At 72.0% G+C, this 23,292-nt stretch carries 20 protein-coding genes and 1 riboswitch; of the genes, 8 read left to right on the forward strand and 12 right to left on the reverse strand.

Translation table 11 applies throughout. The annotated features are described in order from the left end of the window. The first annotated feature begins 501 nt into the window (after positions 1-501). Genes ABZ453_RS28565 through ABZ453_RS28575 form a run of 3 tightly spaced genes read left to right on the forward strand, consistent with a single transcriptional unit; the run spans position 502 to position 3,025 of the window. Positions 502-1,464: a GAF and ANTAR domain-containing protein gene (locus ABZ453_RS28565; protein WP_359019118.1), complete on the forward strand. Its 963-nt coding sequence runs from the start codon at positions 502-504 to the stop codon at positions 1,462-1,464. Beyond that, positions 1,421-2,230, forward strand: coding sequence for a GAF and ANTAR domain-containing protein (locus tag ABZ453_RS28570; RefSeq protein WP_359019120.1), 810 nt, complete (start codon positions 1,421-1,423; stop codon positions 2,228-2,230). The genes ABZ453_RS28565 and ABZ453_RS28570 overlap by 44 nt, the downstream gene beginning before the upstream one ends. A 57-nt stretch (positions 2,231-2,287) precedes the next feature. Continuing rightward, a complete protein-coding gene (locus ABZ453_RS28575; protein WP_359019122.1) occupies positions 2,288-3,025 on the forward strand; it encodes a GAF and ANTAR domain-containing protein in 738 nt (245 codons plus the stop codon). A gap of 32 nt (positions 3,026-3,057) precedes the next feature. Here ABZ453_RS28575 and ABZ453_RS28580 read toward each other — a convergent pair whose 3' ends face one another. Beyond that, complete coding sequence (locus tag ABZ453_RS28580) at positions 3,058-3,831, reverse strand: hypothetical protein (protein WP_359019124.1); 774 nt, start codon at positions 3,829-3,831, stop codon at positions 3,058-3,060. Positions 3,832-4,116: 285 nt separating this feature from the next. Between ABZ453_RS28580 and thrS the strand changes: the two genes are divergently transcribed. Both thrS and ABZ453_RS28590 read left to right on the forward strand, forming a co-directional pair. Next, a complete protein-coding gene (thrS, locus tag ABZ453_RS28585) occupies positions 4,117-5,352 on the forward strand; it encodes a threonine--tRNA ligase (RefSeq protein WP_359019126.1) in 1,236 nt (411 codons plus the stop codon). 236 nt (positions 5,353-5,588) lie between these two features. After that, entirely contained in the window at positions 5,589-6,554 is a 966-nt protein-coding gene (locus ABZ453_RS28590; protein WP_359019128.1) for a nucleoside hydrolase, read from the forward strand. A gap of 30 nt (positions 6,555-6,584) precedes the next feature. Here ABZ453_RS28590 and ABZ453_RS28595 read toward each other — a convergent pair whose 3' ends face one another. Further along, positions 6,585-7,667: a HoxN/HupN/NixA family nickel/cobalt transporter gene (locus tag ABZ453_RS28595; protein WP_359019321.1), complete on the reverse strand. Its 1,083-nt coding sequence runs from the start codon at positions 7,665-7,667 to the stop codon at positions 6,585-6,587. Positions 7,668-7,692: 25 nt separating this feature from the next. After that, a riboswitch (cobalamin riboswitch) is annotated at positions 7,693-7,882 on the reverse strand. An 80-nt stretch (positions 7,883-7,962) separates the two neighbouring features. On the opposite strand from ABZ453_RS28595, the gene ABZ453_RS28600 reads away from it, so the two are divergent. Continuing rightward, on the forward strand, positions 7,963-8,322 hold the full coding sequence (locus ABZ453_RS28600; RefSeq protein ID WP_356771662.1) for a metalloregulator ArsR/SmtB family transcription factor: 360 nt from the start codon (positions 7,963-7,965) through the stop codon (positions 8,320-8,322). A 111-nt stretch (positions 8,323-8,433) separates the two neighbouring features. Here the strand turns inward: ABZ453_RS28600 and ABZ453_RS28605 are convergent, their stop codons facing one another. After that, positions 8,434-9,369, reverse strand: a complete 936-nt coding sequence (locus tag ABZ453_RS28605) for an LAETG motif-containing sortase-dependent surface protein (RefSeq protein WP_359019130.1) — start codon at positions 9,367-9,369, stop codon at positions 8,434-8,436. A gap of 313 nt (positions 9,370-9,682) precedes the next feature. Further along, complete coding sequence (locus ABZ453_RS28610) at positions 9,683-10,435, reverse strand: DUF4142 domain-containing protein (RefSeq protein ID WP_356771708.1); 753 nt, start codon at positions 10,433-10,435, stop codon at positions 9,683-9,685. A gap of 265 nt (positions 10,436-10,700) precedes the next feature. Between ABZ453_RS28610 and ABZ453_RS28615 the strand changes: the two genes are divergently transcribed. Further along, on the forward strand, positions 10,701-11,387 hold the full coding sequence (locus ABZ453_RS28615) for a DUF6445 family protein (RefSeq protein WP_359019132.1): 687 nt from the start codon (positions 10,701-10,703) through the stop codon (positions 11,385-11,387). Positions 11,388-11,409: 22 nt separating this feature from the next. Here the strand turns inward: ABZ453_RS28615 and ABZ453_RS28620 are convergent, their stop codons facing one another. The 8 genes from ABZ453_RS28620 to pstC all read right to left on the reverse strand — a co-directional run bounded on the left by ABZ453_RS28620 (position 11,410) and on the right by pstC (position 22,519). Next, a complete protein-coding gene (locus tag ABZ453_RS28620) occupies positions 11,410-11,778 on the reverse strand; it encodes a DUF6479 family protein (protein ID WP_359019134.1) in 369 nt (122 codons plus the stop codon). Positions 11,779-12,001: 223 nt separating this feature from the next. Beyond that, positions 12,002-12,766, reverse strand: coding sequence for a phosphate ABC transporter ATP-binding protein PstB (gene pstB, locus ABZ453_RS28625; RefSeq protein WP_308286651.1), 765 nt, complete (start codon positions 12,764-12,766; stop codon positions 12,002-12,004). A 139-nt stretch (positions 12,767-12,905) separates the two neighbouring features. Continuing rightward, positions 12,906-13,796: a sortase gene (locus tag ABZ453_RS28630; RefSeq protein WP_359019136.1), complete on the reverse strand. Its 891-nt coding sequence runs from the start codon at positions 13,794-13,796 to the stop codon at positions 12,906-12,908. A gap of 82 nt (positions 13,797-13,878) precedes the next feature. Continuing rightward, a complete protein-coding gene (locus tag ABZ453_RS28635; protein WP_359019138.1) occupies positions 13,879-15,876 on the reverse strand; it encodes an Ig-like domain repeat protein in 1,998 nt (665 codons plus the stop codon). 263 nt (positions 15,877-16,139) lie between these two features. Further along, the gene (locus ABZ453_RS28640) at positions 16,140-18,545 is read right to left on the reverse strand and encodes a hypothetical protein (protein WP_359019140.1); all 2,406 of its coding nucleotides are present in this window, start codon (positions 18,543-18,545) and stop codon (positions 16,140-16,142) included. Further along, the gene (locus ABZ453_RS28645; protein ID WP_359019142.1) at positions 18,542-20,209 is read right to left on the reverse strand and encodes a substrate-binding domain-containing protein; all 1,668 of its coding nucleotides are present in this window, start codon (positions 20,207-20,209) and stop codon (positions 18,542-18,544) included. Before ABZ453_RS28645 ends, ABZ453_RS28640 begins: the two co-directional genes overlap by 4 nt. Beyond that, on the reverse strand, positions 20,209-21,501 hold the full coding sequence (gene pstA / locus ABZ453_RS28650; protein WP_359019144.1) for a phosphate ABC transporter permease PstA: 1,293 nt from the start codon (positions 21,499-21,501) through the stop codon (positions 20,209-20,211). Before pstA ends, ABZ453_RS28645 begins: the two co-directional genes overlap by 1 nt. 1 nt (position 21,502) lies before the next feature. Next, positions 21,503-22,519: a phosphate ABC transporter permease subunit PstC gene (gene pstC / locus ABZ453_RS28655; RefSeq protein WP_359019146.1), complete on the reverse strand. Its 1,017-nt coding sequence runs from the start codon at positions 22,517-22,519 to the stop codon at positions 21,503-21,505. A 245-nt stretch (positions 22,520-22,764) separates the two neighbouring features. Between pstC and ABZ453_RS28660 the strand changes: the two genes are divergently transcribed. Beyond that, on the forward strand, positions 22,765-23,166 hold the full coding sequence (locus ABZ453_RS28660) for a luciferase family protein (protein ID WP_359019149.1): 402 nt from the start codon (positions 22,765-22,767) through the stop codon (positions 23,164-23,166). The last annotated feature ends 126 nt before the right edge of the window (positions 23,167-23,292 follow it).

Here is a 23,292-nt window from a genome sequence, read left to right on the forward strand (position 1 = left end):
GCCCCGGGCCCACCCCCCCCTGTGACGGGGCCCCCCCGGCCACCGGGGCTGGGGGGGCGCCCACCGCCGGGTGGTGGGGGGGGGCCGCCGGGCGAGGGCGCGCCGCTCCCCGTACGCGCGCCCGCCCGGGAAGCCCCCGTGCCCGCCCGGGACGGCGGGAGACGCCCCGGTCGGCGTGGCGGTCACGGGGACGAGGGCTCGGGGGCGGTCCGGCGGGACGGGTCGGCGGTGCGGAACGGCACCGTGCGGCCCGGGGCGGAAGAAGGGCTCGCACCGGGAGCCGGCCAGAGCCCGGCACACCGCCCGTGAAGTCCACCCGGGCGCGGCGCCACCGGGCTCGCCCTCGTGCGGCCGCTGCCTGACACGCACCACAGCCGACGGCAGCGAGCGGTGCCCGCGCGGGTGAAGACCGGTCCGGGAAGCCGCTTCCGGGCTGGTTCCGCGAGTCCCGGGTACTCGGGGGCGGCTTCGGTTTCCTTGCCACGAGAGGGGCTCCACCCCATGACGCAGCCGCGATCCGCCGGGCCGGGCGACGGCGAGCGGCTCCTTGCCCGCCTGCAGACCCTGCTCCTGGAGGCCGACCGGCTGGACGAGTTCCTGCGGGAACTCGTCGGCCTCGCCGCGACCTCGCTGCCCGTACCGGCGCACTGTTCGGTCACCCTGACCGCCGAGGACCACTCCCACCCCTACACCGCCGCCGCGAGCGACGAGCTGGTGGACCGCTTCGACCAGCGCCAGTACGAGGCCGGTGAGGGCCCCTGTCTGCGCACCCTGCGCACGGGGGTGCCGCACCGCATCGACGACGTCGACGACGAGGACCGCTTCGGGGCCTTTCCCGACCTCGCCCGGGAGATCGGGATGCGCAGCATGCTCGCGCTGCCGCTGTCCCCGCCCCGCCAGCAGGTGGCCGGCGTGATGAACCTGTACTCCACCGACGCCCGCTCCTTCACCGAGCCGGTGCGTGAGCAGGCCGTCGTGCTCGCCGGCCATGCCTCGGGCGCGCTCGGCGTCGCCCTGAAGTTCGCGGGCCAGCTGCAGTTCAGCATGGATCTGCAGCGCGCGATCGTCTCGCGCGCCGTCATCGACCAGGCCCTCGGCGTGATCATGGCCGGCCGCCGCTGCACCGCCGACGAGGCATTCGAGCTCCTCACCCGCGCCTCCCAGCGCCGGAACATGAAGCTGCGCGACGTCGCCGCCGAGTACGTCACCGGTGTCACGGGCGAGCTTCCTTCCCCGCGCCCTCCGGCACCGCGCAGGTCACCGCTGGGTGGCGAGGACACGACGACGTTTCGCCCCTCGGCCGACGGGTATTCGGAGTGCGCCCCTGAGCGGGCTCGCCACGATTCACGAACCCTCCCCCGGGTGAACCCGCCCCGGGGAACCGTGGTCGATAATGGCCGCGCTGCGATTGAAGGAGGCGGTGGCCGTGCGGCCCAGGGACGACCGCGACGGCTTCTACGGTGACGGACAGGGAGACGATCCGCGTCGCGGCGGTGCCGACGCACCGGCGGAGCGCCGGATCGACCGGATCCGGGCCGCCGACGTGATCGCCGAGGGGGTGCGGGGCGCCGAACCCCACGAGATCCCCGGCCGGCTCTGCACGGTCGCGGTCAAGCTGCTGCCGGTGGCCGGTGCCAGCGTCTCCCTGCGCAGCGACGGCATGCCGATACAGCTCAGCGCCAGCGACGACCACGCGGCCCACCTCGCCGAGGTGCAGGCCACCCTGGGTGACGGACCGTGCATGTACGCCGCCGAGATCGGCGCCCCGGTCCTCGCCTCCGATCTGACGGACGGCCCGGACGCACGCCGCTGGCCCGTGTTCGCGCACGAGGCGACCTCCCTCGGCGTCTGCGCCGTGTACTCGGTGCCGCTGGGCAACGACGCCGTCTGCGTGGGCACGCTCGACCTGTACCGCGACACCCCCGGCGAGCTGACCGAGCGCGAGGTGCGCACCGCCCTGCTGGTCGCCAGCGTCATGACGATCGCGCTGATGGCGCTGCCCCGGCAGGCGGAGAATGGACCGCCGGGCGGAGACGAACCCTGGCTGAGCGGCCTCGCCGCCGATCACGACGAGGTCTACCAGGCCATCGGCATGATCATGGCGCAGCTCGGGGTCGACTCCGACGAGGCGCTGGCCCGGCTGCGCGCCCGCGCGTTCGCGCAGAACCGCACGGCGCTCGAGGTGGCGCGCGACATCGTCATGCACAGGAAGAGGTTCGACCGTGACTGAGGACGCTCCGGCACGACGACCGGTGAACAGGCGTAGTGTCGGTGTGAGGAGGACCGGATGAACCGCGAGCTGCGGCTGACGCGTGCCTTCGTCGATCTGGCGGACACCCTCGCTGCGCACTTCGACCCGCTCGACCTGTTCGCCCGGCTCGGCGAGCACTGCCTCGGCCTGCTGGCCGTGGACGCCGTCGGGGTGGTGATGGCGGACTCACGGGGCGAGCTGCGCGCCATGTCCGCCTCCGAGGACGGGCTCGGCCGCCTCGACCTGTTCCAGGTGCAGCGGGACCAGGGGCCGTCCATCGACTGCTACCGCACCGGGGAGCCGGTCGACGCGGACGATCTGCGCTCCGGTGGCCGCTGGCCGGAGTACACCGCGTGCGCGCTGGCCGCCGGTTACGCCTCCATGCACGTGCTGCCCCTGCGCCTGGACGGCCGTCCGATCGGCGCGGTGGCGCTGGCGAACCGGCACAGCGACGTGCTGCCGGCCGACGACCTCGTCGTCGCCCAGGGCATGAGCGACATCGCCGCCCTCACTCTGACCCACTGGCCGGCCGCGCCCAGGCGCCCGCACGACCTGCTGACGTCCCTGCAGGCGGCGGTCTCCGCCAAGGCGACCGTGGAACTGGCCAAGGGCCTGCTCGCGGAGACCGTGGGCATCTCCCTCACCCAGGCTCACGAACTGCTGCGCCGGCACGCGGAGAAACGGCAGCTCTCCCTGTCGACGGTCGCCCGCGCCCTCGCCGAACGCAGACTCGACCCACGGGAACTGATGGAGGAGACCTCGGAGCCCTTCTGAGCGCTCCGCGGGTCCGTGGCGCTCAGACCCGCTCAGACCTGTGCGCGGCCCTGCTTGCGTACGTCGGCAAGGCGTTGGAGGCCCTTCTGCACGGCCGTCGCGGTCACGTCGGGGGAGACGTCCCCGAGGCCGCCGGCGGTGACGGCGACGGTGTCCTCGCCGGCCCGGACCGCGGCGACGTCCAGTGTCAGCACGGTCGGCTCGCCGTCCGCCGCCGCGCCGGTCAGCGTGACCCGCAGCCCCTGCCGGGCGTCCCCGACCTCGGGCAGCCGCGCCTCCGTGACCTGTACGCCCTGCACGGCCCCGTACTGGGTGACGGCCGTGAACCGTCCGCATGTCCGCGGCAGCGTCCGCATCCAGTCCAGGGTCCGCGACACGTCCCCCGCGTCCAGCGTCAGCACCTGGTAGCGCAGCTGGGCCTGGTCGAGGGCGTCGTCGAGCCCCACCACGGCCCGGACCTGGGCGTCGGTGCCGAACAGGTCGTCGGCGTACAGGGCGTCCAGCAGCCGACGGCAGTCGGACGCGTCGGTGGTCGCCTTCAGCACCCCGTCCCGCCAGGTCGCCGCCCCCTGGGTGGGCGCCCAGGGATCCCCCAGGTCCGCGGCCGTGACCAGCGCGGCCTGCGCCTGCGCCTCGGTGAGGGCGGGTGGCGCGGTGGGGGCGGTCGGCGAGGGTTTCGCGGTCGGGGAGGCACCCCGCACCGGCTGCTCCGCCCCGTTCGTCAGAGCCGTACAGGCGCTCGCGCCGGCGAGGACGGCGGCGGTGAGGGCGGAGGCGGCGAGGACGCGGGCGGGGGTGCGGGGCATCGGGGGCTCCTGACCGACGTACAGGACGGTGTACGTCTCCCACGGGACCACCGCCTCCGACGGCCCACCACCGAGCCGGGCCGTACGGGTTACGAGGAGCGTTAATCCCTCGCGGCCCCGGCCGTCCTCGCGCTACGGTCACCGCCATGCAGCGCGCCCAAGCCTTTTCCACGACGACGCCGGAGAACGTCCCGGCGCGCTGAACACCGGACTGGATGTCCGAAGCCCCGGGGCGAGTGCCCCGGGGCTTCGTCATGCGTCGCCCGGGTCGCCCGTCCCTCCCGAGTGAGGAGGAGGACCATGCACGACCACCGACGTCTCGGCCGTGAACTGGCGTTGTTCGACACCGATCCGCTGATGGGCGCGGGGCTGCCGTACTGGCTGCCCGACGGCGCGACCGTGCGGCACGTGCTGGAGGAGTACGTGCGGGGGCTGGAGCGGGCGGCCGGGTACCGGCACGTGTACTCGCCGGTGCTCGGCAAACGCGAGCTGTACGAGATCTCCGGGCACTGGGCGCACTACGGCGACGACATGTTCCCGCCGATGCGGCTGGGTGGCGGGGAGGTCGTGCTGCGCCCGAGCCTGTGTCCCCACCACGCCCTGATCTACCGCTCCCGGTCCCACAGCTACCGCGAACTTCCCTTGCGCATCGCCGAGCTGGGCGGCATGTACCGCTCCGAGCCGTCCGGGGTGCTCGGCGGGCTGACCCGGGTGCGGTCCATCCAGCTCAACGACGCCCATGTCTTCTGCACCCTTCAGCAGGCGGTGGAAGAGGCGCGCGGGGCCCTGGAGTTGATCGGGCGGGCCTACGCGGACCTGGGCATCCGAGCCGCCCGTTACCGGCTCTCCCTCCCCGGCGAGGGCGGCAAGTACGTCGCGGACCCGGCCCTTTGGGAACGGGCCACCGCCCTGCTCCGCGAGGTGCTGGGAGGCGCCGGCGTCGCCTACGACGCGGTCGAGGGCGAGGCCGCCTTCTACGGCCCCAAGATCGACGTGCAGATCACCGACCCGGCCGGGCGCGAGTCGACCCTGTCCACCGTGCAGATCGACTTCCACCAGCCCGAACGCTTCGACCTGCACTACATCGGCGCGGACGGGGCGCGGCACCGGCCGGTCATGGTGCACCGCAGCGTCATCGGCAGCATGGAGCGGGCGGTCGCGCACCTCGTCGAACAGCACGGCGGCGCCTTCCCCGCCTGGCTCACCCCCGTCCAACTGGTGGTGCTTCCGGTGTCCGAGCGGCAGCGCCCGCCGGCGCAGGCCCTCCTGACCAGGGCCGTCGCCCGTGGTCTGCGGGCAGAGCTCGTCGGCCCCGAGCACGGCTCCCTCGGCGCCCGCGTCCGGGCCGCCCGTCTGGTCCCCTACCAGGCGGTGATCGGCGAACAAGAGGCAACCGAGGGCCTGGCAGCCCCGCGCCTCCGCGACGGAACCCGCCCCGGAGCCCTCCCGGCGGAGGAACTAGTGCGCCGGATCGACGCCCAGGTGGCCGCCAGGAGCGCCGCCTTGTGGGCGCCCGCATAGCCGCGAGCGAGCCACCACCGCCGGTCTGCCGCTCGGCGGGTGGCCAACTCGCCGGGCAGCACGCCCTCCACCACGAACCGTCCTGGCGATGCGGACGCCCACGGGCGCGGAGCGGGCCGTGGGGCTCCAGGGGTTGAAGGCGGCGATCCTCGCCGCCGGCGGCATCACGTTGGGGGGGTGTGCGCAGGGCTTAAGGTCGGTCTCGTCCTGATGGTGTGGCGAAGAGGGAGTCCGCTGTGACCGGTCAGCCCGTTCCGGTGATCATCGACTGTGACACCGGTGTCGACGACGCCCTCGCCCTGCTGTTCGCGGTGCGGCACCCGGGGATCGATCTGCGGGCGGTGACCTGTGTCGCCGGGAACACGGACGTGGACGGCGTGGTGCGCAACACCCTCACCGTGCTGGAGCAGGCCGGTGCCCCGGAGATCCCCGTGGGACGGGGCGCCGAGCGGCCGTTGATCGAGGCGGTGCGCACGGCACGGCATGTGCACGGGGTGGACGGCATGGGCGACATCGGCCTGCCCGCGCCGACCCGCGCCCCGGCCGACGTGGACGCCGTGACGCTGCTGCGCCGCGAGATCCTCGCCTCGCCACGCCCGGTGACGCTGGTCCCGACGGCGCCCCTGACCAACATCGCGCTGCTGCTGCGGACGCACCCGGACGTGGTCCGCAACATCGAGCGCATCGTCTTCATGGGCGGCGCGGTCGCGACCGGGAACGCCACGGCGGTCGCCGAGTTCAACGTCTGGCACGACCCGGAGGCCGCCGCCGTCCTGCTCACCGCCGGCGTGCCGATCACGATGTACGGCCTCGACGTCTTCCAGCGGGTCGTGGTGCCGGGCGCGGACGTAAGACGGCTGCGGGCGAGCGCGGAGCCCGGCACCCGTCTCGCCGGTGAACTCCTCGCCCACCGCCCGTCCTCGCCGGACCCGGACAGCGACGAGATCGCCGGCGGGCTCGGTGACGCGGGCGCGGTCTGCTCCGTGGCCGACCCGGCCGGCATCACCACCAGCCTGCTCCCCGTCGAGGTCTCCCTCGCTCCCGGACCCACCCGGGGTCAGACGATCGTCGACCGCCGCGCCCGCCCCGGCGAGTCCGAGATCCACGAGGGCGCCCGCGAACAGCCCCTGGTCGACGTCGCCCTGGACGTGGATGTGTCCCGCTTCGTCAAGCTGTGGCTGTCGGCGGTCGAGAGGCAGTGACGGCGTGCCGGCCGGCAAGGGCGGTGCGGGTCACGGGGTTTCCGCCGTCCGCACCGACCACTTCTGTTCCACCTTCGCCAGCCGCCAGTAGGTCAGCGCAGCCGCCCACACCACCACGAACAGGCCGACGATGACGTAGCCGACGTTGTCCAGGTCGAGGTCGGCGATCCAGCCCGTGACCGAGTCGGTCAGGTCGAACTTCTCGTGCAGGACGCCCACCAGCTCGATCGTGCCGATGAAGAAGGCCACGGCGATGGACAGACCGGTGATGGTCAGGTTGTAGAAGACCTTGCGGACCGGGTTGGAGAAGGCCCACTGGTAGGCGAAGTTCATGAACGTGCCGTCCAGCGTGTCGAACAGGCTCATCCCGGCCGCGAAGAGCAGCGGCAGGCACAGGACCGCGTACCAGGGCAGCCCCGCCGCCGCGCCGGAGCCCGCCATCACCATCAGCGTGACCTCGGTCGCGGTGTCGAAGCCGAGCCCGAAGAGGAAGCCCAGGGGGTACATCTGGCCCGGGCGGGTGATCGACCTGGTGAGGCGGCCGAGGATCCGGTTCATGAAGCCCCGGGAATCCAGGTGCGCCTCGAGCTCCGACTCGTCGTACGTCCCCGCCCGCATCGCCTTGAAGACCTTCAGGATGCCCATCAGGGCCACCAGGTTGAGCGCGGCGATGATGTAGAGGAACGTGCCCGAGATCGTCGTACCGAGGAAGCCCAGCACCTTGTGGGTGCTTGAGTTCTCGTTCATGACCTTGCCGGCGAGCGCCGTGCCGCCCGCGATCATGGCGGCCAGCACCACGACCACGCTGGAGTGCCCCAGCGCGAACCAGAAGCCCACCGACACCGGCCGTTTGCCGTCGGCCATCAGCTTGCGGGTGGTGTTGTCGATCGCGGCGATGTGGTCGGCGTCGAAGGCGTGCCGCACGCCCAGCGTGTAGGCGGTGACGCCGAGGCCGATGCCGAAGGCCTTGGAGCCGACCTCGTAGTGGCCGGGGACGACGAGGAGGAAGAGGATCCCGAAGGCGGCGACATGGAGGGCGGCGATCACCGCCACCAGCCCCACGGTCTTGACGGTGTCCTCGCGCCGCCAGCGGAAAGAAGCGGCGTCGGCCATGTTCACGCTCCAGCACCTCGTGGATCACTTCGTGAGATGCCGTGGCCGGTCTCCTGGCTGACGGGTCGTGCGTCCCCGGTCCGCCTTCCCGGCCGTGGTGAAACGGCCAGTGGCTGTCCCCTGCGGGACGTGGACCGGTGACTTCCCGATCACAGTGGCGAGGGCCGCGTCGGTATCGCACCGACTTCCCGAACACCACGGCCCGCCCACCGTAGGGGGGAGCGGCCCTTCCTGCATAGCTGCGTACCTGTGCAGGTATCGAAGATCACAGAGGCGCGCCTGCGAGGATGTGCGCATGCATCTCGTCCCGGCCGACCGCGCGGACCGCCGCACCATCGACGGCCACCGGGTGTGCGACGCCATCGCCGCCATCGGTGACGAGGCCCATGTGCGCACCTGGGCCGACCGCTTCTCGCTGCTCGCCGATCCCAAACGGCTCGCGCTGCTGCTCGCCCTGCACCGCACCGGCCCGCTCGCCGTCTCCGACCTCGCCATCGCGACCGGCATGAACGACCCCGCCGTCTCCCAGGCCCTGCGCCTGCTGCGGGCGGCCGGGGTGGTCGCCGGCGAGAAGGAGGGCCGCGTCGTCCGCTACCGCGTGGTCGACGAGGACACCCGCCTCCTCCTCAAACACTGCACAGCCGACGGCACGTGACCGCCGACGGCACGTGACCGCCGACGGCACGTGACAGCCGACGGCGCGGTGCCGCGTGCGACGAACGCCCCGGAGCGGGGGATCTCCGGGGCGTTCGTCTTCGGGGGTGGTTCAGGAGCGGGCGCCGCGGCGGCGCTTGCTCGCGACGACGATCGCCGCGCCGCCCGCGAGGAGCGCCGCCGCGCCGCCGGCGATCAGGCCGGAGTTGCTGCCGCCGCCGGTCTCGGCGAGGCCGCCGCCACCGCCGTTCGGCGTGGCCGCCGGGACGGTGGTGGACGCGGAGGCGACCGGGGTGTCGGTCGAGGACGGCGTCGACTCGGAGGCACTCGGCGTCGGGGTGGCGCTCTCGGACGCCGGGGGCGTCGACGGCGGCGTGGAGGCCGGGGTGGAGGCCGGCGGGGTGCTCGGGGGCTGCGACTCGGTGGTCGTGCAGTCCTTCGTACCGCCGTTCCAGGACGCGATCAGCTTGTCCTTGATGACCGCGTGGTCCGGGCCGGCCGGCAGGTCGCCGTGCTGGAACCCGTCCTTGGCGTCCAGCTTGCCGTCGAACTTGGTGGCGCCGCGGTAGAGGTCGATCTGCGCGAAGCAGCCCGCGTCCGGCACCGCGATGTCCAGCGAGTCGGTCTGCCCGGGCTTCACCGTCACGGTGTCGAAGTCGACGAAGACCTGCTGCCCCGAGGTCGCGAAGGTCGCGCCGTGCGCGAGGTAGGAGGCGAGCGAGGCGGTGCAGGTGGAGGCGTCACCGGCGGTACGGACCTTGATGTGGACCTTGCCGTCGTCGGTGGGCTTCAGCGTCTGGTCGTCGACCTTCACCGAGTCGTAGAAGTCCGTGCCGTCCAGCGAGAACTGGCAGCGGTCGGCCTCCGTCTTGGTGCCGGCACCCGTGCCGGGCTTGTAGGAGCCGCCGGCCTTCCAGCCGTCACCGCCCGGAGTTCCGCCGTGGGCCCAGGCGCCGGAGGCGGCGGCGACGGTTGCGGCGCACAGGGCGAGCGACGCGGCGCCCGTCCCCATGAGGCGGCGCACGGTGACACGTCTCGCTATGGTCATGCGGATCCCCATCTTGGCGTGCCTGACCCGGGCACGGCGGCGCGGGAAAGCATGCGGCGGCCGGCCGTGCCGGGGAGAATGGTCTGTGAAAACACCGGGCCCATTGGTCACATGCGCCTCAGTGTGCTCACATGGTGGATCTCCCGGCCGAACGCTGTCAACCTGCGGTGACGCGCCGGAAGTTCAACCAGCCATCACGATTACGCCACAGTAGGAACGGGCGGATCCGCTTCTGTTCGGCCACCCGAACCTCCTGTCCCGCAGGGGCCGTACGACCGTTCCCGCAGGGGTCGTACGACCGTTCCCGTGGGGGCTATCCCACCGTCGGGCTGGGGCTGGCCGCGGTGCCGCCCGCGCCGCCCGTGCCGGGCGAGGACTCGCCGGGCAGGATGGGGGGCTGGGTGGTGGTGTCCACCGGCGGGGTGAGCACGATCTGGGGCTGGCCCGCGAGCGGGGGCGGCGGGGTCAGGTCCTTGGCGGGCAGCTTCGGCGGGGTGGTCTCCTGGAAGAGCACCTGGTCGAAGTTGACCAGCCCGGTCTGCTCCATGACCGTGATGTGGTCCAGGACCGTCGCGTTGGCCTGGTCGGCCAGGGCGCGCACCACCGTGTTCTTGGTCGTGGAGCGGATCTTCGCGATCGTGTTGAAGATCGAACCGTGCGTCACCCGCAGGATGTTGGCGAAGTCCGTGTCGAACTGCTTGCCGCTGTCCGCCTTGAGGGTGTTGACGAAGCCAACCTGCTGGGGGCTCGCGATGTTGGGGATCGTGATGTTCAGCATCGTGCTGATCTTGCGGCAGCTGGCGTCCAGCGCCGCGTGACCGTCGATCAGGTGCTTGCTGGCGATCTTGACCGCCTGGCTCTGGCCCTTCTGCAGGCCCAGTTGGCCCACGGGGTACTCCCACAGACCGGCCGCGCGCACCTTGACCACGAAGTCGCGGTCCGACTCCGTCAGCGGACCCCACTGGGTCTGAGCGATGACTCTCGTTCCTGAGGCCGACACGGTGTTCACCCCGAGCATCGCGGGATAGGCGAGCGCGGCCAGAGTCAGACTCAGAGCACCGCCCACGAAGAGAGTTCCCGTCGCGTTCCGCGAAAAGCGCACCGTGCCTCCTGCCCGGTCGGGGATCCGCCGTCGCGCGGCGGGGTAGGACGGTGTGGAATACGGACCCGACCCGGGCGCGGAACCTTTTGGTTTGGTAAAAACCCGGGGATGTGAGCCATGTCTCCGGGGAGTTGGCGGTCCGGTCCTTCGGTGGTCATGACAAGGCGTTGACGGAATGTTGACCCGTTCACGGGAGAGCGCGGGGGAATCCCCGACCTAGATTCGGCTCATGCCCCCACAGCCCGCTCCCAGGGTCCCCGCGGCTCTTCCCGTCCTGCCCTACCGCAAGCCCACCAAGGGCCGTGACTACTGGGTCATCGACGACGTCCTGCCGGACGTGGACGCCGTACGGGAGCGCTGTCTGGCGAAGGACGACTGGGTCAAGGGCTACCCGTACACCTCGGAGACCTGGCCGGGCCTGCGCACCATGCCGGGCCTGGAGCCGGACGAACTCGCCCGCGTCGAGCGCCTGGTGAGGAAGGCGACCGGGGCGAGGGACCTGTGGGTGCAGCGGGCGCCCGGCGGCGGCACGCTCAACCACAACTGCGTCCAGGTCGTCGGCGAGGGCGAGAGCGAGCCGCGGCCGCACACCGACTCACGGGCGCTGTGCCGGTACGCGGCCGTGCTGTATCTCAACCCCGGCGTCGGCAAGGACTGCGGCACCGCCTTCTACCGCCAGTCGCTGCCCGGCGGACGGCTCGGCGGCAACATCGTCCAGGCGCCGCACAACAACCTCGTCGAGGCGCTCGGCACCCGGTTCGTGCCCGGGGACCACTTCGAGGAGGACGTACGGGTCCCGCACAAGTACAACCGGCTGCTGCTGTACCACGCCAACCTGGTGCACAGCGCGACCGGCTACTCCGGCAGCACGCTGGAGGACAAGCGGATGACGGCCGTCTTCTTCTGGATGGCCTGAGCCGGCGGCTCCCGCCGCGGGGCTAGCGCACGCCCAGGCCGCCGCTGCCGAAGGAGCCGCTGGAGCCGGGCATCCAGCGCCGTCGGTGCTGGTCCTTGCCCGTCCTGCTCGACGAGCGATGCATCTCGTGGGGCATCAGCCGTTTCCCGTCCTCGGAGAGCGGCACCTCGTCCGGTTCGCGCACCTCGCGCATCTCGCGGACGGCTCCGCCGTCGGGGAGGTGTGGCTGCTCGTCCGGGAGCGGCCGCGGCAGCTCGCGGTCGCGCACCCGCATGCCGAACCAGAAGGCCCAGACCAGGGCACCGGCGATGACCAGGCCACCGATGAAGGCGCCGACCACGTGGCTTACGTCCACCGACGTGGCCGCCATGACAAACGTCGCCGTACTCATGGCTCGATTATCGACCCAAACGCCGCGAAAGGAGAGGTCGAGCATGCGCATCGTCGCCTCCGATTCGGACTGACCCCACCGGGCGGTGGAGGCGATCGACGCGATCCTGGCCGCCGCCCACGCAAAACGCCCGGCTGGGAAACCCCCGGGCCGCGCGCCTGCATGAACCGCTCACGGCCTGATCGACACAACCACGTGTGGCCACGACCGCCAGAAACCCCCGTCAGCCGAAGCGGCCCGCCACGTAGTCCGCCGTGCGCTGGTCCTTCGGGGTGCCGAAGACGTCGTCCGTCGGGCCCGCCTCGACGATGCCGCCGGGGGTGCCCTGCTCGGCGAGGAAGAAGGCGCACTGCTGGGAGACGCGGGCCGCCTGCTGCATGTTGTGGGTGACGATCACGACCGTCACCTGGTCGGCGAGCTCGTGGATGGTCTCCTCGACACGGCGGGTCGAGGTGGGGTCCAGCGCCGAGCAGGGCTCGTCCATCAGCAGCACCCGGGGCCGTACCGCCAACGCCCGGGCGATGCACAGCCGTTGCTGCTGGCCGCCGGAGAGCGCGCCGCCCGGCTTGCGCAGCCGGTCGCGGACCTCCTTCCACAGGCCGGCCCGGGACAGCGACTCCTCCACCAGCTCGTCCTTCTCGCGGCGGCTCGCGCGGGCGCCGGTCAGCCGGAGGCCGGCCACCACGTTGTCGTAGATCGACATCGCCGGGAACGGGTTCGGCTTCTGGAAGACCATGCCGATCCTGCGGCGGGCGTCCGTCAGCCGCCAGGAGGCGTCGTAGATGTCCTCGCCCTCGAAGAGCACCTCGCCCCCGAACTGCGCCCCCGGGATCAGCTCGTGCATCCGGTTGAGCGTGCGCAGGAACGTCGACTTGCCGCACCCGGACGGCCCGATGAGCGCGGTGACCCGCCCCGCGGGCATGGTCAGCGACACCTGGCTGAGCACCTGGTGCCCGCCGAACCAGGCCGAGACCGACCGGGCCTCGATCGTGGCGGGAGCGGTCGCCGCGGCGGTCTCCACCGGCGGCAGGACGACCGTGTCGGTCAGGGAGTCGGTCAGGGAGTCGGTCAGGGAGTCGGTCAGGGAGTCGGTCTGGGAGTGGGTCACTTCGGTCACTTGGGACACCTCACAGCAGGTTCGGCAGGAGTTCGGTGGTGCGCGTTGCGACCTGGAGGCCCAGCACCGCGACGAGGGGCGCGAAGACGATCCACGTCTGGTGGCGACCCCAGCGGTGCCAGGTCCACACGGCGGCGACGGCGGCCAGCAGCAGCGCCTGCAGCCACATCACCAGCGGCCACGGCACCCCGGAGGGCCCGGCCAGCGGCTCCTCGGAGCCGGGCAGCGTGCCGGTGCGGATCACCGCCGCCGGCGTCTGGAAGGGCGCGGAGACCAGGTCGGCGTCGACGCGCAGCACCCCGGCCGGCACGAACCGGGCGCCGGTCGCGGTGACCAGCACCAGCCGCCCCTTGCCGGCGGCCACGGGGGCGGGAGCCGGATCACCGGCCCGGCGCACGTCCAGGACCTGGTACGTCGCCTTGCCCTGGCCGGTGACCACGGTGATCCGGTCGCCGGACGACAGCGAGCCGAGTCCGCGGAACGGGCCGCCGTAGGCCGCGGCCCGCCCCATCAGCACGCTGGTGCCGGCTTGCCCGGGCATCGGGGTGTCCCGACGGTGACCGGGCCCGTCGGTCAGCACCGAGGAGTCGGTGCCCTCCAGCACCACCTGCGTCGTCCCCAGCCTGGGGATGTCGACGATCGCGACCGGCGTGCCCGGCGCGAGCAGCCTGCCCTGCTGGTCGGTCTGCGCCACCGGCGCGGTTCCGAGGGCGAGTTGGCCGCGCAGCTCGTCGAAGGCGGAGTGCTGCGCGGACCGCTCCTGGATGCCGCTGACCAGCAGCAGCTGGGCGGTGATGCCGAGCAGCAGGGCGGCGAGGCTGAGCAGGCCGCCCCGGGCGAGATGGCGGACGACGGTGACGCTCCGGACGCGCGTGAGCGTGAGGGGTACGGCGAGTGTCACGGCGGCCCGCCTCCTTCGGGAAGTTCGAGAGGGGGGCTGCCGGGGAGGAGGGGCCCTCCCCGGCAGCCCGGTGGGAGATGGATCAGGTGGACTTGATCGTGAAGACGGGGCCGGTCTTGGCGTTCACCGTCGCGGAGCCCGAGTAGGTGGCGTGCAGGCTGTGCTTGCCCCGGGCCAGCTTCGGCAGGGTGATCGTCACCTTGCCGCCGCTGAGCGTGCCGGTGCCGAGCAGCCTGGAGCCCTCGTAGATCTTCACGGTGCCGGTCGGTGTGGTGCCGGTCGCGGTGACCTTGACGGTGACCTTGGCGCGCGCGGTGTGGCTGATCGTGGCCGGCGCGGTGCTCGCGATGGAGGCGGTGGCCTTGGTGACCTTCAGGGTGGCGGTCGCAGAGGAGGAGTTCAGCTTGGCGGCGCCGCCGTAGGAGACGGTCAGGGAGTGCGTGGCGACCTTGAGGTGGTTCGACAGGGCCACGGTGACCTTGCCGGAGGCGTCCAGCGTGCCGCTGCCGAGGACGGTGGCGCCCTCCTTGACGGTGACCTTGCCGGTGGGCGCCACGCCGTGGCTGCCGGTCACGGTGACGGCGACCTTCGGGGCCTTGCCGTAGGGGGTCGTGGCGACCGCGGCGGTGGTGGCGCTCTGGTACTTGACCGGGCCGGTCCAGGTGGACGCGGCACCGGTGCCGTTGATGTTGTCGCCGGTGACCGTGGCGGTGTACGTGCCCACGGCCAGACCCGTGAAGCTGTACGAGGTCGTGGTGGCCGGCAGGTCCTTGACGGCGACGACCGCGCCGTCCGCGTCGGTCAGCGTGACGCGGTAGTCGGTCAGCGGAAACGCGGTGGCGGCCGGAGCGGTCCAGCTCAGCTTCAGGCTCGCGTCACCCGGCGTGGCCTTCAGCGCCGGCGCGGCGGGGACGGCGGTGGAGATGCCCGACTCCTCCAGGCCGCCCTGGTGGACGTGCTTGTTGGCGAGGTTGATGAAGCCGTTGTACGACTCGTTGACGAAGCCGAAGGAGGCGATGACCTTCTCGGCGTCGTCGGAGGCCAGGGCGGCGGTGTGGCTGCCGCTGGTGACGAAGACGTCGTAGAGGTCCTTGTCGAAGAAGATGCTCGTCGGGTCGATCGCCCGGGTCGGCACGACGTTGAAGACGTCGCGGCCGAAGGTGGAGTTCTCGTAGTACGGCTGGACGGGCGCGAGCTTGCCGTTGACCGTGGTCACCGGGCTGGTGGCGCCGTCGTCGCCCGGCAGCTGGATGGCGGCCAGGTGACCGCCGTTGCCGACCGAGGTCTTGGTGTAGTCGGGGGCCACGCCGTTGTTCTGGGCGATCCAGCTGCCGACGGAGAACGGGACGAGGGCGCCGTCCTCGGTGAGCGCGCTGTTGCCCTGGTTCTCCTGGACCGCCTGGACGCCGGGGGCGAGGTCGGAGTCCTGCAGGCCGAGGATGGACAGGAAGAACTTCCGCGTGCCCGAACCGCTCTGCGGGATCTTCGGGTGCACGGTCTGGCCGTTCACCGTGGTGAGCGTGCCGACGTAGATGTCGTGCAGCTGGGCCACCGTCAGGGTGTCCAGGCCGGAGCCGCGCACCGCCACGCCGATCGCGTCACGGGCCATCGGGACGTAGGTGAGCGCGGTGCCGGCGAAGGACGGACCGCTGGAGGAGCGCGCGAAGTCGACCTGGCCCTTGATGGCGACGCCGGAGGAGTCCGGGAACTTGTCGCCGGTCAGCGACTCGCTCAGGGCGAGACGGCCCTTGCCGGATCCGTTCGGGCGCAGGAAGGACGGGCCGCCGGAACGGGTCGTGATGGTCGACGTGGTGGAGCCGGTGCCGGGCTCGATCGCGTCGTAGGAGGCGACGCCGGCACCGCTCGCCGACTTCACGGCGGTGGCGGCGTAGCTCTTGCCGGCCACGGTGTCGCCGGCCAGGGCGTTGAGCACGTCCTGGGTGGTGTCGGAGCCCACGCCGACCAGCTGGCGGAAGGTACCCGCGGGGGTGGGGTCGGCGTACGCCGGGCTCGCGAGAGCCAGGCCGCCGGCCACCACGGCGGCGGCGACGAGCGCCGCCGTAGAGCGCGTTCTGCGCATCGAGAGTCTCCGTGACTGTGCGAAGGGGTGGATCTGGCAGGGTGGTACGGGCCGTCCGCCCCGACTGCCTTTCGGGGCGGGCGGCCGTCTGTGGGAGCGCGGGTCCCGCGGGGGGCTCGGCTCGGAGGGTGCGGCGCGGGCCGGTGAGGGCCGCGCACCGAAGGCCCATGGCGCGGTCTGGTTGCTCGATGGGGCCGGAGCGGCCCGGCGTCAACTCCCGCCCGGCGGCGGGCCGGTGCCCGCCTCGGTCCGTGGCACGGCGCTCACCCCCGGCCCGGCGGCAGCAGCTTGCGCAGCCGCTCCGGCAGGGTGTCGGGTACGAGCGTCACCGTCCGGCCGCCCGGCAGCGGCATCCGCAGCGGCAGGCGCAGTCGGCCGCCGCCCGAGGAGCCGGAGCCCGTCGAGCCGCCCGTGCCCGTGCCGCTGCCGCCGGACCCCGCGGACGACCCGGAACCGCCGTCCGCGGAGCCGCCCTTGTAGTGCTCGAGCGTCCCGGCGACCTGCAGGGCACGGGCGCGCAGCTGCTGCGGCAGCGGGGCGTACCCGGCCGGCAGCCGGCCCGGGTCGGCGCCGCTGAGCTGCCCGTTGCCCGCCGCGTACCGCAGCAGGGCCGCGTAGTCCCGGCGGGCGTCGGCGGTGAGCTTGGCCGGGCGGGCGGCCGCGTAGACCAGCTGGGCCAGCGGGTAGGCGCCCTTCGCGGTGGCGCCCGCCGGGGTGATCTCGGCGACCGTCTTCCCGGCGGCGCTCTTCGCGGCGGCGGTCAGGGAGTCGGTCGTCGGGGCGACGAACGTGCCGGCCGCGTTGCGCAGTTGGGCCGTCTGCAGGCCGTAGCGGGCCGCGGAGGCCGCGTCCGTGACGGTGATGACGAAGCGCGAGCCGACCATCTGCGGGCCGGGGCTCTTGAAGGCCGGCGGGCTGGCCAGCGGGTCCCAGCTCGACTTCCACAGGATGTCTGTGCGCCGGGTGTGCAGGGCACCGGCGTGCATGTCGTCCACGTACGGGTGGAAGTCGGTCATGCACTGCTGGAGCGTGGCGCCGGTGCCGGGCGGGATCGTGCACCAGGGGTCGCTCTTCGGGTACTCGTCGAGGTTCGACGGGTCGAAGGCGGCGCCGGTCGGGTTCAGGTCGGCGTTGGTGCCGTAGTACGGGTTGACCCGCATCCCGTCGTCGTCGGGGACACCGGCGAGGAACTGCCGGGCCTCCTTGTCGGCCCAGATCCACTGCCACAGGTCGTGCGCGGTGTCGCTGTGGCCGAGCGAGGTCATCAGGTCGGTGTCGGTGGCCGGGGTCTCGGCGACCGACAGATACGCGAACTCGGGGTTGAGCGCGATGAACTCTGGGTCGCTCGCGAGGCCCGCCGGGTTGTTCCTCGCCCAGCCGTACTTCCCGGCGACGGTGGAGCCGACGACCGCTCCCCACGGCGAGTTGCGGTAGGACTCGGTGAGCAGCTTGGCGACCAGCCGGGGCGTGAGCCGGATCGACTCCACCTTCGTGCCGGCGAGCTTCGTCACCGAGTCGGGTGCCCCCGCCTTCGGTCTGCGTTCGATGGTGAAGCCGATGACGGCTCCGGAGAGCGCGACCGGCGCGTACGTCGTGGTGTCCGGAGGCGCGGCCGAACTGGCGTCGGCCCCCAGTGCCCGGGTGGTGAAGGCGAGTCCGGAGGAGCCGTCGTTGCCGAGCCGGCCCCGGGCGTCGGGCTCGCCCTGCTCGGTGTAGCTGTACACCTTCCCGGCCGGGCACAGCGCCGCCTGCCAGCTGGTCATGGCGTCGGCGGCCAGCTCGCTGCCGGTGGTGGGGCGTTCCTTCGCGCCGAGGGCGCAGTTGGTGCCGACCGAGTTGAAGTGCAGCGGGATCGCGACGCGGTTCTGCCAGTTGGTGGAGGACACCGGGGAGCCCGCGTTGACCTGGCTGTGGTCGGCGTACGGCTTGCCGTCGAGGTCGAGGTGGCCCTGGGGGACGATCACCAGCCAGCAGTCGCGCGGCTTCGTCACGCCGTTCGTCTTCACCGGCAGGCCGCAGCCCAGGTGCGGGGCCTCGTTGGCGGTCTGCACCTCGAAGTACTCGGTGCCGGTGCCGCCGGCCCCGGTGCGGGCGAAGTCGACCTCGTTGGTGGTGTTGCGGTTGAAGAACGGGTTGTTCTGGGTGTTCGTGGTGACCGTGGTGCCGTCGACCGACTTGAAGGGGACCTCGCCGGGCGCGTTCGGGTTGGCGGCGCCGTACCGGTTGTCCTGGCCGTAGTTGGTGGGGTCGGCGCTGTAGAAGACCTTGCGGGTGTCGTCGTAGTCGTTGCCCGGCCAGCTGGTGCGGTCGGTGGTCGGGGAGGCGCCGTACTGGCACTGGGTGCGCGGCGGACCGGGGTTGGACGGCACCGTGCCGTCGTCGTCGCCCCAGCACTGCATGATCTGCACGAAGTCCGTGTTGAACTGCGTGCCCGCGAAGGTCGTGGGGGTGCCGCCGGTCCAGGAGACGGTGATCGCCTGGCTGGTGAGATGGCTGGTCTGGGAGACCGTGAACTTCATCGTGCCGAACTCGCCGCGCCCCGACACCGTGACGGCGGAGGAGCTCGCCGCCGTCGCCGGCGGTGCCGACTGGGCGACCGCGAACCCGGCGAGCGCGCCGACGGCGGTGCCGGCGACGACCCTCAGCAGCAGACGTCGTACCCGGTTCATCGCGAACCCCCGTCCGAGGCGCGGCTGATGAGGCGGGAGACCAGCGAGGGCAGCAGGACCAGGCCGAGCACCAGGAAGACGGCGAGCACCATCAGGGTCTGCGTGGTCGTCCAGCCGCTGTGCCCGGCCACCGCGACGGGCTGTGCGAGGGCGATGGTGCCGCCCGCGGTCGTGGCGGCCCCGGTGCCCGTGCCGTCGGCGGCGATGGTCTGTCCGGTGTCGGGGTCCACGGAGGGCTGCGCGGAGGTGCCGGCGCCCCCGGCCGCCGTACCGCCCCCCGCCGCCGTGCCACCGGAGGACCCGCCGGCCGAACCGCCCGTGGACCCGCCCGTGCCGCTGCCGCCCGAACCACCGCTTGAGCTGCCGGACTTGGCGCCGCCGCTGCCGCTCGTGCAGGGAGCCGCGCCCTTCTTGTCGCAGGCGGCCGGGTAGGGAGCCGTCTCCGCGAGCTTGTTGCGGCCGTTGGCGGTGAAGGTCGGGTTGTTGCAGCCCCTGATGTTGATGTTCTGCGTCTGCACACCCGGGATGCGGCGGATCTGGTCGAAGCCGGCCTGCACCAGGTTGATCGGCAGCGGAGAATAACCGAGCTGCGGCGCCTGCTGCTGGCCCTGGCACATGAAGTAGTACGAGAACGCGCCCAGCGTCTTGCCCTTGGCCTTGGTGAAGGTGCCCTGCACCTTCAGCGGCAGGATCATGTACGAGTAGCTGGAGAGCGGGTAGTTGCGGCGGTCGCTGTCGGTGTAGACGCCGTCGAGCTGCTGGGTGAGGTAGTCCGGCGAGCTCTTGTTCGTGTTGATCTTCGCCTTGAGCAGCGAGACCGCCACGTTCTGCGGGGTCGGCTCGGTGAAGTAGCCGGCGTGGTTGAGGACCTTGGCGACCGGATAGTGCGCGTTGAGGGCGTAGGAGTAGTTGACGTAACCGATCGCGCCCTCGCCGTAGTTCTGCGCGACGTAGCCCGCGACGCCGAGGTCGCCGGACTGGGCGATCATGCCGGAGACGGTCGGGTAGTACGAGGTCTGTCCGCACGCCCCGGAGCGGCCGACCTTGGCGCAGTACGCCTGCCACAGCGCCCTGTGCTGGTTGGCCATCCACATCGTGAACTGGGCGGTGGAGCCGGAGCCGTCGGAGCGGACGACCGGGACGACCGGGCGGTGCGGGAGCTGCAGACCGGGGTTGTCGGCCTTGATCGCCGGGTCGTCCCAGGTCTTGACGACCCCGGTGAAGATCTTGGTGACGACGTCGCCGGAGAGGCGGAGGTTGGTGACGCGCCGGCCGTTGACCGTCAGGTGGTACATGAAGACGGTGCCGCCGGCGACGATCGGCATGTAGGCGTACGACCCCTGCGCGGGGCGTTCGGCCGCGCTTCCGTCGGTGGGGTGGGTCTGGAAGGGGATGTCGGAGACCGCGAAGTCGACGGTGCCGGAGAGGAACTGCCGGCGGCCGTCGGAGGAGCCGGTGCCGGCGTAGCTGATGCGCATGCCGTACTGGTTGACGGCCCGGCGCCACTCGTCGACGGCGTTCTCGGCCCAGGTGGATCCGGCTCCGGCGATCGGCGTGTAGCTGTCGGCGGAGGCGGGGGTGGCGGCTGTCGGAACGGCGAGGATGCCCAGCAGGGCGGCGAGGATGCCCAGCCGACGGAGGGCGTTGATGACAGGGCTGGACATCAGTGACTGTCTCCGGAGTCGTTGGTCTGCTCGGTGTCGTCTTGGGAACCGCTGTCGAACAACTGCAGTGCGGGAGCGTGCAGTTCGGCGAACCTCTCCTCGTCCCGGCGGGACGCCTTCGCCGTTCTGCGGGCCTGGCGCTTGCTCTGGTGGCCCGGTCCCCTTCCGCCGATCACCCGGGCGATCGCGAACAGCACCAGGACCAGGGCCATCAGGACCGCCGCCGCTCCGAAGCCGCGGGCGATCATCGCGGGCTCGGGGGACCTGACGAAGGTGAAGACGGCCAGCGGGAGGGAGATCATCGGGCCGTCGGTCGGGTTGCCGTTGAGGGCCGCCGTGAAGCCCGCCGTCAGCAGGACCGGGGACGTCTCGCCGATACCGCGGGCCGTGCCGAGGATGACCGCGGTGGCCAGCCCGGAGCGCGCGGTGGGCAGGACGACGTGCCAGACGGTCCGCCAGCGCGGAGCGCCCAGCGCCTCCGCCGCCTCCGTCAGCGTGCCGGGGACCAGGCGCAGCACCACGTCCGAGGCCCGGATCACGATCGGCAGCATCATCACGCTGATCGCGAACCCGGCCGCGAGGCCCGACTTCTGCATGCCGAGACCGAGGATCCAGACCGCGTACACCATCAGGCCGGCGACGATCGACGGCAGCGCGGTCATCGCCTCGACGATGGTGCGCACGAACCGGGAGAAGCGGCCCGGGATCTGGTTGAGGTAGACCGCGCAGGCCAGGCCGAGCGGGACCGTGATGGCGAGCGCGATCGTGATCATGATGAGCGTGCCGAGCATCGCGTGCGCGATACCGCCGTTGGTCAGCGGGTCCAGGGGGCCCGCCGCCTGCATGTCCTGGGAGAAGAAGTTGCCGTGCGGCAGGGCCTCGCGGCCACGCCAGGCGGTGAAGCCGACGACGAGGATGAGCGCGGCGAACAGCAGCACGGCCGTCGTCCACAGCACGACCGTCATCACCCGGTCCCGTACCGCCTGCCGGTCCTCCTCCAGACCGGTCAGCACCGCGTAGATGGCGAGGAAGGCCGCGTACGCGGTGACGGTGAAGCCCAAGGCGCCCGAGAAGGGGGCGACTTCGCCGAACAGCAGCACGGTGGCACAGAAGCCCGAGACGGCGGCGCCGGCCAGGGACAGCACCCCGGAGCGGCTGACGCCGCCGATACGGCGGGGACGGTCGGGGAGTTCGGTCCCGGGGACGGCGTCCTGCGGGCCGTCGGCGTCCGTCCGGACGTCGGTTCCTTCTCCTCGGCCATCGCTCAGGCCGGTCTCTTCGACGACGGTCATCTCATGCCTCGCTCTGCGCGCCGGACCGGGAGCGGGCCACGATGGAGGAGGCGGTGAAGTTGACCGCCAGGGTGAGCAGGAACAGCGCCAGGCCCGCCGCCATCAGCGCCGACATGCCGAAGGTGGACGCGTCGCCGTAGTGCAGGGCGATCAGCGAGGACACCGAGTTGGAACCGGTCTGCAGGATGTGCGGCTGGATCACGAAGACCGGCGAGATGATCAGGTACACGGCGATGGTCTCGCCGAGCGCCCGCCCGAGCCCGAGCATCGTGCCGCCGATGATGCCGCCCTTGCCGTACGGCAGGACGACCGCCCGGATCATCCCCCAACGGGTCGCGCCCAGCGCGTACGCCCCCTCGCGCTCGCCCGCCGGGGCCTGCGCGAACACCTCGCGCATCACCGAGCACTGGATCGGCGCGACCATCAGCGCCACCACGATCCCGGCGACGAAGGTGGAGGCGGTGTAGACGCTCTCGGAGGCCAGCGGCTCACCGGGCCGGGTGCCGTCCACCGTGAACAGCGGTATCCAGCCAAGCCAGTCGGACAGCCAGCGCGACAGACCGATCACGTGCTGCTGCAGGAAGAACAGTCCCCACAGCCCGTAGACCACCGAGGGGACGGCCGCCATCAGGTCGACCATCGTCACCAGCGTGCGGCGCAGCCGGCGCGGTGCCACGTCGGAGATGAACAGCGCGGTCCCCACGGCCAGCGGCACCGAGAACGTCACCGCCACGGCGGCGATCAGCACGGTGCCGGTGAGCACGGCGGCGATGCCGAAGTTGTGGACGTCCGGCTGCCAGGCGGCGGTGGTGAGGAACTTCAGGCCCCGCACGCGCAGTGCCTGCGCGGCCCGCAGCAGCAGGAAGAGTCCGACGGCCGCCATGATGGCGAGGACGGCGAGCCCGCTGGCCGTGAGCTGGTACCGGAAGAGACGGTCGCCCAGGCCACGCGCCGTGAGGAGCCGGCGAGGAACGGGTCTGTCGGGCTCCGGTTCGCCGGAAGCCTCCACTGCGGACACCACTGAGGCCCCCCAAAGGAAACGGTATTCCCCATGCGGCCTCGTGTTCGAGCCGCGCGGGGGAGAGTCAATGGCCGGTTCCTGTCGGCGCGAGGCGTCCGATATGGAGGTCCGGTGAACGGCTGATGTCATTTCGGTGGGACTGCTGTGGAGGTGGCGGCCCGGTCAACCGGACGTTCGTCACCTGAGGGTTACGGATCCCTCAATCCCTGGTGGCCGGGCGGTGAGCACCGCACCATGGGCACATGACACCGGCCCAGAAAGCCATGCGGCAGTTGGAGACGTGGCCCGACCTCAGCCCGTGTCCGGCCGACTGCGGGACGGGCCGGGCGCTGCGCTCCGCCCACCACGAGATCGTCCACTTCCACTCCGAGCGCGATGTGGACCTGCAGCTGACCGCCCGGGCGATTCAGCGGCTGCACTACGACTTCGCCGAGTCGACCGCCATCCGCCTGGTCCCCGGCTCGCGTTGGGTCACCGTTCACCTCGACTGCGACGCCGACGTGGACCTGCTGCTGGGTCTGGTGAGCGTGGCCCTCAAGGCGCACTCCGCCGGGCGCCCGGGGAGCGCGCCGAGCGAGCGCGCGGTGTGCAACTTCCGCCGGGTGACCGTGCTCGACACCGTCACGGAACCTCCCCACAGCTGAAATTCCCTCCACGACTGTCACAGGCATGACATAGGCTGCCCGGGCAGCCGCGCCCCGTGTGTCATCGCCGGGTGCTGCGCGGCGCACTCGTCTGCCCGGTCGTACACCGGGTTTTCCTCAGGGGGT

Source organism: Streptomyces sp. NPDC005799, assembly GCF_040630525.1.
In the GTDB taxonomy this organism is placed as follows: domain Bacteria; phylum Actinomycetota; class Actinomycetes; order Streptomycetales; family Streptomycetaceae; genus Streptomyces; species Streptomyces griseorubiginosus_B.